Origin of the sequence: Micromonospora sp. NPDC005197 (assembly GCF_040608295.1) — a bacterium.
Taxonomy (GTDB): domain Bacteria; phylum Actinomycetota; class Actinomycetes; order Mycobacteriales; family Micromonosporaceae; genus Micromonospora.
In genome coordinates, this window is the sequence record NZ_JBEXHY010000027.1 from 47,619 (window position 1) to 60,859 (window position 13,241).

11 protein-coding genes are annotated in these 13,241 nt (G+C 71.8%); 10 read left to right on the forward strand and 1 reads right to left on the reverse strand.

Annotated elements, in window-relative coordinates:
- Window positions 1-61: 61 nt before the first annotated feature.
- From ABZU46_RS12635 to ABZU46_RS12655, 5 genes are all read left to right on the forward strand, one after another.
- The gene (locus ABZU46_RS12635; protein WP_354856912.1) at window positions 62-1,885 is read left to right on the forward strand and encodes a glycoside hydrolase family 15 protein; all 1,824 of its coding nucleotides are present in this window, start codon (window positions 62-64) and stop codon (window positions 1,883-1,885) included.
- Window positions 1,882-2,718, forward strand: a complete 837-nt coding sequence (locus ABZU46_RS12640; RefSeq protein WP_354856913.1) for an aldo/keto reductase — start codon at window positions 1,882-1,884, stop codon at window positions 2,716-2,718. Before ABZU46_RS12635 ends, ABZU46_RS12640 begins: the two co-directional genes overlap by 4 nt.
- Before the next feature lie 41 nt (window positions 2,719-2,759).
- A complete protein-coding gene (locus tag ABZU46_RS12645; protein ID WP_354856914.1) occupies window positions 2,760-3,428 on the forward strand; it encodes a response regulator transcription factor in 669 nt (222 codons plus the stop codon).
- A gap of 4 nt (window positions 3,429-3,432) precedes the next feature.
- Window positions 3,433-4,623 (forward strand): HAMP domain-containing sensor histidine kinase, encoded by a 1,191-nt coding sequence (locus ABZU46_RS12650; protein ID WP_354856917.1) that lies wholly within the window; start codon window positions 3,433-3,435, stop codon window positions 4,621-4,623.
- Window positions 4,624-4,730: 107 nt separating this feature from the next.
- Window positions 4,731-5,222: a DUF2231 domain-containing protein gene (locus ABZU46_RS12655; RefSeq protein WP_354856919.1), complete on the forward strand. Its 492-nt coding sequence runs from the start codon at window positions 4,731-4,733 to the stop codon at window positions 5,220-5,222.
- Window positions 5,223-5,409: 187 nt separating this feature from the next.
- On the opposite strand, the gene ABZU46_RS12660 is transcribed toward ABZU46_RS12655, so the two are convergent.
- Entirely contained in the window at window positions 5,410-7,479 is a 2,070-nt protein-coding gene (locus ABZU46_RS12660) for a phosphocholine-specific phospholipase C (RefSeq protein ID WP_354856920.1), read from the reverse strand.
- Between the two features lie 117 nt (window positions 7,480-7,596).
- Between ABZU46_RS12660 and ABZU46_RS12665 the strand changes: the two genes are divergently transcribed.
- From ABZU46_RS12665 to ABZU46_RS12685, 5 genes are all read left to right on the forward strand, one after another.
- Entirely contained in the window at window positions 7,597-8,613 is a 1,017-nt protein-coding gene (locus ABZU46_RS12665) for an SEC-C domain-containing protein (protein WP_354856922.1), read from the forward strand.
- 87 nt (window positions 8,614-8,700) lie between these two features.
- Complete coding sequence (locus ABZU46_RS12670; protein ID WP_354856924.1) at window positions 8,701-9,186, forward strand: DUF2231 domain-containing protein; 486 nt, start codon at window positions 8,701-8,703, stop codon at window positions 9,184-9,186.
- A gap of 125 nt (window positions 9,187-9,311) precedes the next feature.
- Window positions 9,312-11,195 (forward strand): Xaa-Pro dipeptidyl-peptidase, encoded by a 1,884-nt coding sequence (locus ABZU46_RS12675; protein ID WP_354856925.1) that lies wholly within the window; start codon window positions 9,312-9,314, stop codon window positions 11,193-11,195.
- A 235-nt stretch (window positions 11,196-11,430) separates the two neighbouring features.
- Entirely contained in the window at window positions 11,431-12,324 is an 894-nt protein-coding gene (locus tag ABZU46_RS12680; RefSeq protein WP_354856928.1) for a DUF1996 domain-containing protein, read from the forward strand.
- 71 nt (window positions 12,325-12,395) lie between these two features.
- On the forward strand, window positions 12,396-13,019 hold the full coding sequence (locus ABZU46_RS12685) for a DUF305 domain-containing protein (RefSeq protein ID WP_354856929.1): 624 nt from the start codon (window positions 12,396-12,398) through the stop codon (window positions 13,017-13,019).
- The last annotated feature ends 222 nt before the right edge of the window (window positions 13,020-13,241 follow it).

Consider the following 13,241-nt stretch of genomic DNA (forward strand, 5'->3'; position numbering starts at 1 on the left):
CGCGCGGGATTGTCGTCCGCGCCTGACGCCTGCCAACGCGGCTCGGCACGGGGCGATCTCCATGACTGATGGGCCCGACCCGATGCGTCCTCAGCCCTCGGCACCGATCAGCGACTACGGCCTGCTGGGCGACACCCGTACCGCCGCCCTGGTCGCGAGTGACGGCGGCATGGACTGGCTCTGCGTACCACGCTTCGACGGCGATCCCCTGTTCGGCAGACTGGTCGGGGGCCCGGACGCAGGAACGTTCCGGGTCGGCCCGGCCGGGCCGGCCACGGTCGTCGAGCGGCGTTACCGGCAGCACACCGCCACCCTGGAGACCACCTGGGCGGTGGGCAGCGGCCGGCTCCGCCTCACGGAGGCGATGGTGGCCGAGGTCAGCGGTCGCCTGCTGCCCACGACACTGATCGTGCGACGGCTGTCGGCCGAGCAGGCAGCCCTCGGCGCGGTGGTGGAGTTCGATCCCCGCCTTGGCGCACGGCGCCGCCGGCCCCGAGTCCATCACCGACGCCAGGCCCTCGTGTGTGAGTGGGGGCCGCTCGCGGTCGCGCTGGACAGCACGCCCAAGTTCAGAATCGAACCGGGTCGACCCACCTCGATCACGGTCCGGCCAGGCCGGCCGGTCACCCTCGTGCTGGCCGTGGCGCACCGCGAACCGGTGATCCACGTCGAGCCGACGGCCGCCTGGGACCTGCTCATCGAGGACGAGGCCCGGTGGCGGGCCTGGACCGCGGAGATCGACGAGCGGCTGCCTTTCCGGGAACACGTCGCACGAAGCCTGCTCACCTTGCGGCTGTTGACCTATTCGCCCTCGGGAGCGCCGGTGGCCGCGCCCACCACGTCACTGCCCGAGGATCCCGGTGGGGTACGAAACTGGGACTACCGCTACGTCTGGCCCCGTGACGCCAGCATCGGCGTCAGCGCCTTCCTCAGCGTCGGCAAGACCGACGAGGCCCGCGGTTTCCTCGCGTGGCTGTTGCACGCCAGTCGGTTGCAACGGCCACGCCTGCCGGCGCTGCTCACCCTGCACGGCCGGCACGTGCCAGCGGAAAGGGAACTGGCCGGTTGGCCCGGTTACCTCGACAGCCGTCCGGTACGGATCGGCAACGGCGCCGCCGGCCAACACCAGCTCGACGGCTACGGCTGGGTGATCGACGCTGCCTGGGCGTTCGCTCGGGCCGGACACCGCCTCTTCCCCGAGACGTGGCGGGCGGTGCGCGGTTTCGCCGACGTGGTCGCCGGTTGTTGGCAGGAGCCGGACGCCGGCATCTGGGAGGTACGCGAGCCCGCGCAACACGTCCATTCCAAGCTCATGGGCTGGCTCGCCCTGGACCGCGCCCTGGCCATCGCCGACACGCACCCCCTGCCCGACCGCCAACGTCGACGCTGGCAGACAGCCCGAGATGCCATCGCCGCCGAGGTCCGGACGCGCGGCTTCGACCCGACGGCGGCCAGCTACGTCCGCAGCTACGGATCCCAGGACCTCGACGCGGCTCTGCTCGTCCTGCCGCTGCTCGGCATGGATCGGACCGAGTCACCCCGGGTACGGGGCACCATCGACACCATCCAGGGCCGGCTCTCCGCCGGCGGTCCACTGCTCTACCGCTACCCGCCCGGACGTGACGGCCTCCCCGGCACCGAGGACGCGTTCCTGCCCTGCTCGTTCTGGCTCGTTCAGGCGCTTGCCCGCACCGGGCGTCGCCGCGCGGCGGTCGAACTGTTCCAGGCCGTGGTTGAGTACGCCAGCCCACTCGGCCTCTACCCCGAAGAGGTGAACCCCGCGACGGGTGCCCACCTCGGCAACTACCCCCAGACGCTGACCCACGCCGCGCTCATCCAGGCCGCACTCGCCATCCGAGACGCACCGGTAGGGTCCCCAGCATGACGATTCCGCACCTGACGGCCGCCGACGGCACCGCGCTGCCGGCGATCGGGCTCGGCACGTACCGGCTGAACGGCTCGGCGGGTGTCGACGCGACCGGGCGAGCGATCCGGGCGGGTTACCGGTTGATCGACTCCGCGGTCAACTACGAGAACGAAGGCGCGGTGGGTCGGGCCGCTCGTGCGGCGGGCGACGTACGCGACGAGCTGGTCGTCACCTCGAAGCTGCCGGGGCGGCACCACCGCTTCGACGAGGCGCTGACCACGATCGAGGAGAGTGTGTTCCGCACGGGCCTCGACCGGATCGACCTGTACCTGATCCACTGGCCGAACCCCAAGGTCGACCTGTACGTGCAGGCCTGGCGCGCGCTCATCGAGGCACGGGAGCGCGGGCTGGTGAAACACATCGGTCTCTCCAACTTCCTGCCGGAGCACATCGACCGGCTGGTGGCCGAGACCGGGATCGCACCGGTGGTCAACCAGATCGAGGTGCATCCGTACTTCCCGCAGCAGGAGGCGATCGCCTACCACCGGGAGCACGGGATCCTCGTGCAGGGTTGGAGCCCGCTCGGCCATGGCAACGACCTGCGACAGCATCCTGTCATCGTGGAGATCGCGAACGCCCACGGCGTCAGCCCCGCGCAGACCATCCTCGCCTGGCACGTGGCCCGCCAGGTGATCCCGCTGCCCAAGGCCGCGTCGCCGCAGCGGCAGATCGAGAACCTGGACGTCTTCGACGTCAAGCTCACCGACGCGCAGGTCGAGGCCATCACCGCGCTGGGCCGCCCGGACGGGCGGCTCGCGGACCAGGACCCGGCGGTGTACGAGGAGTTCTGAGCATCCCGGGCGGGGTCGTGGTCAGGGGGAATACTGGCCGGGTGGAGATTGCCCGCCCGCGCCTGCTGCTGGTCGAGGACGACGGCGCGCTGAGCGCGCTGCTCACCGACCTGCTCACCGAGGAGGGGTACGAGGTCGAGGTGGCCGGCGACGGGCAGAGCGGCCTGCACCGCGCCCTGGCCCGCGACTACGACGTGCTGGTGGTCGACCGAGGGCTGCCCGTGTTGGACGGGCTGGGGTTGGTCACCCGATTGCGGGCGCGGGGTGTGACGTGCCCGGTGTTGCTGCTCACCGCCCGGGGCGCCCTGGACGACCGGGTGGAGGGGCTCGACGCGGGCGCCGAGGACTACCTCGTCAAGCCCTTCGAGGTCCCTGAACTGCTGGCCAGACTGCGGGCACTGCGCCGTCGACACCAGGACGCGGCGGGCCGGCTGCCGCTGGGGCGGCGGCGGTGGCTGGACGTGGGAAACCGGCGAGTGCTCGACGACGACGGGGAGATTCCGCTCTCCGCCCGCGAGTTCGCCGTGCTGCGCGCCCTCGCCGGCCGGCCGACGAAGGTCTTCACGCGTGCCGAGCTGCTGAGTAGCGCGTTCGACCACGCCGACGCACCGGGCAGCGTCGACGCCTGCGTGCATCACCTGCGTCGCAAACTGGGCCGGGGGGCGATCCGTACGGTGCACGGTCTCGGCTATCGGATCGGCGCGGTCTGACGGCGTGGACGAGGCCCGACTGGTCCAGGCCCGACGGCGGAGTGTGGCGCAGACCGCCGGGGCGATCGGCGTGGTGCTGCTGCTGGTCGGCGCGCTGATGTTCGTCCTCACCAGCCGGCAGGAATCGCGGGCGCTGAACACCGAGCTGGCTCAGGTGCTCGCGATGGCCGAGGACACCGACGACCCGCCGCCCGGCGAATTCCTGGCCCACAGGGCGGCCGGATCCGGCGCCGTCGAGGTGACTGAAAGCGCCTCGCCGGAGCTGGTCCGGGTCCTCGGCGACGCGCTGGGACGGCAGCCGGGGCGATTCGACACGGATGCGGGAGACGACCATCCGGTACGGGTGTTGGTCGCCGACCGAGCGGACGGCAGCCGCTGGGCCGTCGCCGCCGACCTCGCGCCGCTGCGTCAACGCCAGGGGCAGCTCGGCGTCGCGCTGCTGGTTGCCGAACTGGCCGGCCTGACGGGGGCGCTGGTGGCCGCGACGCTACTCGCCCGGCGGGCGGTCGCGCCCCTGGCCACCGCGCTGACTCTGCAACGCCGTTTCGTCGCCGACGCCTCGCACGAGTTGCGCGCCCCGCTCACCGTGTTGCACACCCGTGCACAGATGCTGGCCCGACGATCCCAGACGCAGCCGGCGGCGCGACTCACCGACCAGCTCGACCAGCTCGTGGCGGACACCCGGGCGCTCGGCGACGTGGTCGAGGACCTGCTGGTGTCCGCCGCTGCCGAGCATCAGCCGCCACCGGCCGCGGTCGTCGATCTGAGCGAGGTGGCCCGCGAGGTGGTCGCGAGCATGCAGGAGTACGCCCGGGAGCGGACGGTCGAGCTGCGCGTGGAGACCTCCGGCGAGGCCTTGGTCCACGGAGCGCGCACGGCGCTGCGCCGAGCGACGACCGCCCTGGTGGACAACGCGATCGGGCACGTCGCCGCTGGCGGGAACGTCGCCGTGACCGTGCGACGGCACGCCGATCAGGTGGCCGTCGAGGTCAGCGACGACGGTGTGGGCCTCGACCCGGCCGAGGCGGACCGGCTCTTCGAGCGCTTCGCGCACGGCACGGCCGGGGCGGGTCGCCGGTTCGGGCTGGGCCTGGCGCTCGTGCAGCAGGTCGCGCACGCGCACCGGGGTTCGATCACGGTGGCCGGCGCTCCGGGTGCGGGTGCCACCTTCACGCTGCTGCTGCCGGCATCCTGAGGGACCCACCGACGCCGCTGCTGGTTCGGATTCGAGGGCGCAAGAATTTCGCAAGAATTCGGCAATATGGTGACGGGCAGTGACATCCCGAGCGCCGAGGAGACCCCGTGCCCGACACCGTCAACGGACTGCCGCTGCACCCACTCGTCGTGCACGCGGTGGTGGTTCTCCTGCCGCTGGCCGCGCTCGGTGTCGCCGCGCTGGCCGTCCGACCGTCGTGGCGGGGCCGCTACGGCGGGCTCGTCGTCCTGATCACCGCGCTGGCGACGGCCGCGATCCCGCTCGCCACCTCCAGCGGGGAGAGTCTGGAGCACCGGGTCGGCGACCCGGGCGAGCACGCCGAACTCGGTGACACACTGATCTGGTTCGCCCTGCCCCTGCTGGTCGCCGCCGTCGCGCTGGTCTGGCTGCACCGCCGCGACACCCGGTCGAGCGACTCCCGCCGAACGCCGAGGGCGCTCGCGGTGGTGGTCGCGGTGCTGGCCGTGGTCGTGGCGGTAGCGAACCTGGTGCAGGTCTACCGGGTAGGTGACTCCGGGGCCAAGGCCGTCTGGGGCAGCGCCCCGGCCGCCTCCGTCGGGCACGGCGACGACGACTGAACGCCGCCCGAGGGCTCGGCCACCCCGGGCACGGGGTGTCACGGGGCGTGCCGGGTGCGGGGGACGGACGTGGCGACAAGCGGTATGACTCAGAGTCATAAGTATTCCGGTGAGTCATACCGCTCAACGGAGGATCCGTCCTGCCGCGGCACCCGGACCAGCAGCGGTCCGGGTGCCGCGGCGTCGCTCAGACCAGCCCGCCGAGGGCCGGGTCGCTGATGCTGTCCTTGCCGTTCTCGACGTGACCGGCGTAGCGGTACACGAAGCCGGCGTCACCCGCGACGGTGAGAGTCAGGTCGTACCAGCCATGGGTGCGGGTGAGCTCCCACGTCGCCCGCTCCGCCTGGCCGGGCCGCAGCGCCAGCGTCACCGGACGGGAGTGGTACCCGTCGCGGACGGTCACCTCAACCCGCTTCGCGCCCCGGTTGCCCAGCGTGAGGACGACCTTGTGGTCGTGCTCGTCGTACGAGGCGGTGACGTCGAGCTGCGACCGGCCGCCCGCGAACCGGCGGTAGAAGCCGTTCGGCCCGTACACCGACAGGTCGTAGGAGGACTCGATCGCCCAGGTGTCAGTGAGGCGCTTGCCCGGCTCGACGGTGTAGCTGCGCGGCACCGCCGTGCTGCCGGCCAGGCGGACCTGGAAGACCGCGCCGGCGCCGCCGGTGTTGCGGAAGTCGATCCGGAACGCGCCGTCGGCGACGCGGCCGTCGGCGTGCAGGGTGTACGGGATCGCCCGTGCCGGGCGTACGCCGCGCTCCTGCTTGGGCAACCGCCCCTCGGCCGGGGGCACCGGAACCTCGTCGGGGTGCCGGACGAGGTCGTCGGGCTTGAAGTCGTCCGTGTCCGGCAGCGTGACCTCACGCGACCGGTTCGGGTGCCGGAAGTCGAAGGCCGTGGTCAGGTCACCGACGACGGCCCGACGCCACGGGGTGATGTTCTTCTCGACCAGGTCCGGCCGGCCGTGCCCGAACCGCGTCTCCAGGAACTTGATCAGCGAGGTGTGGTCGAAGACCTGGGAGTTGACGTAGCCGCCGCGGGTCCACGGCGACACGATGATCATCGGTACGCGGATGCCGAGACCGTACGGGCCCGCCGGGTGGTCGGCGTCGCCGGGGAAGATCTCGTTGGTGGTCGGCACGGTCGACTGCCCGTGCTCGCGCGTCTGCGGAGGCGTCGGCGGGACCACGTGGTCGAAGAAGCCACCCTCCTCGTCGTACGTGATGAAGAGCGCCATCCTGCTCCACACCTCGGGGTTCGACGCGAGGATGTCGATGACCTGGGAGATGTACCAGGAGCCGTACGCCGGTTCCCAGTTCGGGTGCTCGGTGTACGCCTCGGGCGCGGTGATCCAGGAGACCTGCGGCAGGCGTCCCGCCTCGACGTCGGCCCGGAAGTCGGCGAGCAGCGCCTCGGGGTCGCGGCCCTGGGTGCGGATCTCCGTGCCGGTCTTGGCCTTGTCCGCGAGGGGCGTTCCGGGCTGCGCGTTCTGGTATTGGTGGAAGTAGAGCAGCGAGTTGTCGCCGTAGTTGCCGATGTACGGGTCGTTCGTCCAGCCCCAGGAGCCGGCGGCGTTGAGGCCGGTGCCGACGTCCTGGTAGATCTTCCAGGAGATGCCGTTGCGCTCCAGCCGCTCCGGGTACGTCGACCAGTCGTAGCCGGCCTCCGCGTTGGTGATGACCGGGCCGCCGCCCTTGCCGTCGTTGCCGACCCAGCCGCTCCACATGTGGTAGCGGTTCGGGTCGGTCGGGCCCATCAGCGAACAGTGGTAGCTGTCGCAGACGGTGAAGGCGTCGGCGAGCGCGTAGTGGTAGGGCAGGTCCTGGCGGGTGTGGTACGTCATCGCCGTGACGCCCTTGTTGGGCACCCACCCGTCGAACCGGCCGTCGTTCCAGGCGGCGTGCCCGTCGTTCCAGCCGTGCGGCGGGTCCGGCAGGAAGGTCTGGCCGAGGTCCTTCACCTCGGGGCGGAAGGGCAGCAGCTCGTCGGTGCCGTTGGGCTGGTGCCACACGTCATTGCCGGACGGCAGTGTCGCCGGATGCGGGTCGCCGAAGCCGCGTACACCGCGCATGGTGCCGAAGTAGTGGTCGAAGGACCGGTTCTCCTGCATCAGGATGATCACGTGCTCGACGTCGTTGATCGAGCCGGTCCGGTTGTTCGCCGGGATGGCGAGCGCCTTGCTGAGATCCAGCGGGAGCGCCGCACCGATCGCGGGAACACCCATTGCCTTGAGGAACGTACGGCGATCCACCGTGCCCATAACTCCGCCTTTGTGCGATCTGGTCGAGAAACTGGCGACCGGACGCTATCGAGGTCTGGTTGACGGCAGATGGCCATAATTCGGCCGGGCGGAAGCACGCCGACGTACCGTGAGGTCGTGCCGACGAGAGACGTACTCACCAAGGCTGACCTCGCCGAACTCCGCCGTTCGGCGCTCGGGGCGGCCGACCCGCTCGGTGTCGCCGCCGACGTCGCCGAGGCGGCCCGGCAGGGCCGCCTGGAGGATCCGGACGACGCCGGGGACGCGCTGACCCTGGCCGCCGAGATCGCCCAGGTCCGGGCCAGGCCCGACGCCGCGCTGCGGTACGCGGACGAGGCGCTCGCGGCGTACCCGTCCGTCGACGATCCCCGGGCCGGCGTCGTGCGCGCGCTGCGGGCCCGGGCGATGTTCCAGGCCGGCGGTCGGGACGACGAGGCGCTGGCGGAGCTGACCGCGCTGCGGCCGTTGCTGCTCACGCAGCCTGACGCGCCCGCCTACATCAGCGCGGCGCTGGACGCGGCCGGCCGTTCGGCGATCGCCGAGACCTGGCTGAGCGAGGCGGTCGACACCCTGCTGGGTGAGCGGGCCGGGGCTGCGGCCGACCCGGAGGTCGGCCCGCCGGACGCGCCCGGTGTGCTCTTCTTCCTGCTGCAACAGCGCCACCGGGTACGCCGGAATCTCAACCTGCCGCACGACCGGCAGGACGATCTGGCCGACCGCCTGGAGAACCAGCTCGTCCGCCGGGCCGCAGAGCGTCAGGGCGCTGATTCTGATCTGCTCCTCTGGCCCCGGGCCGAGTTCGACCGTCTGCTCGCCGAGCATCCCGAGCTGACCGACGTGTACGGGCCGGACTGGGACGCGCACCGGGCCCGGCTGGAGAAGGAGCTGGTACGGCTGACGGGTGCCGGCCGGACCGGGCTGGGCGTGTTCAGAGCGACAGTGGCCGGCCTGGACGCGTTCGCCGGTCGCCGCGACGGCGACCCGACCGACGCGGCGATCCGGGCCGGCTACGCGGTCGAGGTGTCGGCGCGACCCAGCTCGCGGGTTCCCTGGCCACCGGAGCGCAACGACCCGTGCTGGTGCGGCTCGGGCCTGAAGTACAAGAAGGACTGCCTGCCGCGCTCGCGCAGTTGAGGCGAGCCCGAGGGCTGACACGTCCGCGCGCGACCGATAACGTCCTTCCCGGACGATCGACGTCCACCCCTTTCGGAGGAGACGCCGATGTTCGAGGAGTTCATGGGTATCCCCGCCCACCCTCTCGTGCTGCACGCCGCGGTCGTGTTCGTGCCGCTGCTGGCCCTCCTGACGGTCGCGTACGCGCTCGTCGCGCCGATCCGGCCGCACACACGCTGGGTGCTGGGCCTGCTCGCCGTGGGCGCGCCGGTCGCCGCCCTGTTGGCGAAGCTCACCGGCGACGCGTTCTTCGCGCGCCTGCGCTCCGCCAACCGCGTCACGCCCGAGTTCGTCCCGAAGCTGGAGGCGCACCAGGATTTCGGTGACCTCACCCTCTACGCCGCGATCGGGCTGGGGGTCGTGGCGCTGGCGCTGGTCTGGTTCGCCGCGCCGCGCGGCGCCGAGGGCGCGCGCTCCGGTAAGGCGCTGACGCTGGTGTTGCAGGTGCTGTCGGTGGTGGCCGCCGCCATCGCCGTGTACTACGTGGTCCGTACCGGCGACTCAGGCGCGAAGACGGTCTGGGAGGGCCAGTAACGAGCGCGGGCGCAGCCCGAGGGGATCGACGCGACGCCCACTCGCACCTAGCATGGCGACGAATGGATCTTCGTGATTGGTCCGTGCCGAGACCCGGCAGCCAGCCCGACCGAAGGGAGACGCGCATGCGTCGACCCCGCCATCTCGCACTGCTCAGCGTCGGCGTGTCCGGCGCCCTGGTGCTGAGCACAGCCCCGACCGCGGCGGCCGCTCCGCCCACGCCTTCCGCGCCCACCGGCATCGTGGTGGCCGACGGCATGACCCAACCGGTGTTCTCGCTCGCGGACGCCATTGAGGAGCGGGTGTTCGTCCAGACCCCGGTGGACACCGACCACGACGGCCGTCCCGACCGGGTGGCGATCGACATCTCCCGCCCCCGGGAGACCGCCACCCAGGGCTTCAAGGTGCCGGTCATCTTCGAGCACAGCCCGTACCGCAAGGGCACCTGGGGTGACGTGCCCTACCCGAGCGTGCTGGTCGACGACCTGCCGCAGAACGGCCGGACCGACCGCTCGGGGCGGCGGGTGCTCGAGGTGGAAGCCCAGCGGGCGCAGGCGAAGGCCAACCTGCCCGGTTCGCTGGACGACTACTACGTGCCGCGCGGGTACGCGGTGGTGCTCGGCCAGAGTGTCGGCACCGGCGACTCGGACGGCTGCCCGACCAGCGGCGACCAGGCCGAGACGCTCGGCACCAAGGCTGTCATCGACTGGCTCAACGGGCGGGCCAAGGCGTACGACGTGAACGGCGTCCCGGTCACCGCCGGCTGGACCACCGGCGCGGTCGGCATGACCGGCGTCTCCTACAACGGGACGCTGCCCAACCAGGTGGCCACCACCGGGGTCAAGGGCCTGAAGACCATCGTGCCGGTCTCCGCGATCAGCAGCTGGTACGACTACTACCGGGCCAACGGTCTGGTGGTCGCGCCCGGCACGTTCCAGGGCGAGGACCTCGACATCCTGGCCCAGTACACGGCCGGGCAGGCGCGCGCCGAGGGGCCCTGCGCCGACGAGCTCGCGACGATCACCGCCGAGCAGGACCGGATCACCGGTGACTACTCGACGTTCTGGCAGGACCGCGACTACCTCGACGCGCGCGACGTCAGGGCGAGCGTCTTCGTCGTGCACGGCCTCAACGACTGGAACGTGAAGACCGAGCACTTCGCCGGCTGGTGGGACGAGCTCGCGAAGCGCGACGTGCCGCGCAAGATCTGGCTGCACCAGGGTGGGCACGGCGGTCCGGGTAGCAACGCCTCGGTGACGCTTCCGGACGGCCACACCTGGACCTACAAGCAGACCGAGAACCGCTGGTTCGACTTCTGGCTGTGGAACGTGCGCAACGGCATCATGGACGAGCCGACCGCGGTGCTCCAGCGCGAGGACCGCGCCTACACCACGTACGCCAACTGGCCCGACCCCGCCGCGCGTGAGGTCGGGTTGCGGTTCGCGGCGACCGACGCCACCGCGCCGGGCGCTCTGACCACGGGCAAGCCGCCGAAGGCCAAGGTCGAGCAGAGCTTCGTCGACGAGGGACGGACCATCCACCCGGACACCCTGGTGGCCGATCCGGACACGGCCAGCGCCAACCGGCTCGCGTACCGCTCCCCCGCGCTGACGCAGAACGTGCGCATCTCGGGGCGCCCGGAGATGCGGCTGCGGATGGCGATCGACAACAAGCCGGACGCGAACCTCACCGCGTACCTGGTGGACTACGGCCCGGCCGGGTCGACCGCCGCGCCGACCGTGGTGACCCGCGGCTGGATGGACCCGCAGAACCGCAAGAGCGCCGCGCGCACCGAGCCGGTCAAGCAGGGCAAGCTGTACGACTACCGGTGGACCATGGAGCCCAAGGACTACACCTTCCCGGCGGGCCACCGGATCGGGGTGGTCGTCTTCTCCAGCGACCAGGAGTACACGCTGCTGCCGTTGGGCGGCACCGAGTTGCGGGTCGCGCCGAACGACAGTGAGGTGCGGCTGCCCGTGGTCGGCGGGCGGGCCGTACTCGGTTTCTGACGTCCTCGTCCAACGGGAGGGGCAGTCCGAGGTGTCAGGCTGCCCCTCCCGCCGCGTTTTCCACCAACGGCGCACGTATTGACAACCGTCGACGTGGGGAACAGTCTGATGTGGTGAGAGCGCTCTCTCGCCCCGGTTCACGGGCCACCACCCCCTTTCGGCCAGGACACCCTCCGACGTCTTTCGGCGGCGGCGTCGGAGCTGTCCCTGACCCGTCCCCGACAGGAGTCACGAGATGGACAGGGCCGCACCCCTCTCCCACGTCCCCCGCCGGCTACGCCTCGCCACGGCGATCGGCGCCCTGCTGACGCTCCTCGGCACGTACCTGGCCTGGACCACCGACCGGGCCGACGCCGCCCCGGTCGCCAACGTCATCCGGGTCGCCGAGTTCCCCGCCGACTGCGCGTACAGCCACCGGCTGCCCGACGACCCGATCGTCTTTCCCGGGCTGCCCGGTGCCTCACACATGCACAGCTTCTTCGGCAGCACGGTGACGAACGGCAACACCACGCTTCCCGACCTGGTGAGGTCCACCAGCACCTGCAACCCGGCGGTGGACGTCTCGTCGTACTGGGTGCCGACCCTCTACCGGGACAACGTCGCGGTGGAGCCGGCCATCGCCACGTTCTACTACCTCGGTGAAGGGGTCCGCGCCGACGTCGTCGCCAACACCCAACCGATCCCGCAGGGCCTGCGACTCGTCGCGGGCAACGCGAAGGCCACCGGGCCGAACGACAGCATCGCCCGCTGGTCCTGCCTGCACGCCGGGCAGGTGCCGCCGTCGAAGGACTTCGTCAACTGCCCGGCCGGCACGATGCTGGAGTCGTACCTGGACTTCCCGCAGTGCTGGAACGGTCGGGACCTGGACTCCCCGGACCACAAGAGCCACCTGGCGTACCCGGTGAACCAGGCCTGCCCGAGCACCCACCCGGTGCACGTGCCGAAGCTGCGGCAGGTGCTGCGGTACCCGGTCAACGGCGACCCGTCGCACTTTCGGCTGGCCTCCGGTCCGGGCTACACCATGCACGGCGACTTCTTCAACGCCTGGCCGACCGCGGAGATGGCCCGCCGGGTCCAGGACTGCATCCGTCCGGTCATCAAGTGCGGGCACGACGGCCGGCCGATCTGAGCCGACACCGTCGTACGGAGGGGCGGGTCCGGTCACGCCGGGCCCGCCCGCCGTGGGCGAAAGGAGGCCGCATGCGCGCTCACGCCGCGCTGCTCACGGCGGCGGTGCTCGTCGCCGGCTGCGCCGGCGGGTCTCCCGGCACCGCGCACAGCGCCGGGCCACCCACTGTCGCGCCGGCCGCGTCCACACCGTCGAACGTCGGATCGGCAGGCTCCTTCAGCCCCACCGACATCGCCTGGCTGCAACTGACGGCGGCGTTGACGGACCGGCTGCTCCCGGTGCTGGACCTGGTGCCAACCCGGACCACCGACCCCGCCTGGCGACGCCTGGCCGCCGAGGTGCGGGCCAGCAACCGTGCCGACCTGACCCGGTCCCGGCAACTGCTCGTCGAGGCGGGAGCGCCGACGACCAACCCGCACGAGGGCCACGACATGCCGGGCATGGTCACCGCCGACGAGCTGGCCGCGCTGCGGTCGGCCACCGGGAAGACGTTCCACCGCCTGCTGGCCGCGCACCTGCGCGCGTACCTCACGCAGACGGTCCGGGTCGCCACCGCCGAGCAGAAGGGCGGCGTCCACCCGGCCACCACCACACTGGCCACCACAGTGATCCAGTCCAACACCACCCACCAAACAAACCTGAACACCCTCACCCCCACCCCCACCTCCTCCACCCCCACCGCCCCGCCTCGGTGATCAAGAGGTTTGCGTCATCCCACCGGCGTGTCGTGACGCGAACCTCTTGATCACCGGTGGATCGGTGGGCGTGCGGTGAGGGCACGGTCTCGGTCCGGTCCGCCCCGACGGTGCCGCCGGTGCGGGGTGGGGGGCCGGGGGGGGGGGGGGCGCCCCCCCCCGGCGCGCCCCGCTCCGCCCGGCGGGCCGCGCGCCCCGCCCCGCCGGCGCGGGCGCCCCCCC

What these genes read in the sequence shown, in the direction of transcription:
- ABZU46_RS12635 (WP_354856912.1), top strand. Translation starts at nt 62, where the DNA reads ATGACTGATGGGCCCGACCCGATGCGTCCTCAGCCCTCGGCACCGATC.
- ABZU46_RS12640 (WP_354856913.1), top strand. Translation starts at nt 1,882, where the DNA reads ATGACGATTCCGCACCTGACGGCCGCCGACGGCACCGCGCTGCCGGCG.
- ABZU46_RS12660 (WP_354856920.1), bottom strand. Translation starts at nt 7,479, where the DNA reads ATGGGCACGGTGGATCGCCGTACGTTCCTCAAGGCAATGGGTGTTCCC.
- ABZU46_RS12670 (WP_354856924.1), top strand. Translation starts at nt 8,701, where the DNA reads ATGTTCGAGGAGTTCATGGGTATCCCCGCCCACCCTCTCGTGCTGCAC.
- ABZU46_RS12675 (WP_354856925.1), top strand. Translation starts at nt 9,312, where the DNA reads ATGCGTCGACCCCGCCATCTCGCACTGCTCAGCGTCGGCGTGTCCGGC.
- ABZU46_RS12680 (WP_354856928.1), top strand. Translation starts at nt 11,431, where the DNA reads ATGGACAGGGCCGCACCCCTCTCCCACGTCCCCCGCCGGCTACGCCTC.
- ABZU46_RS12685 (WP_354856929.1), top strand. Translation starts at nt 12,396, where the DNA reads ATGCGCGCTCACGCCGCGCTGCTCACGGCGGCGGTGCTCGTCGCCGGC.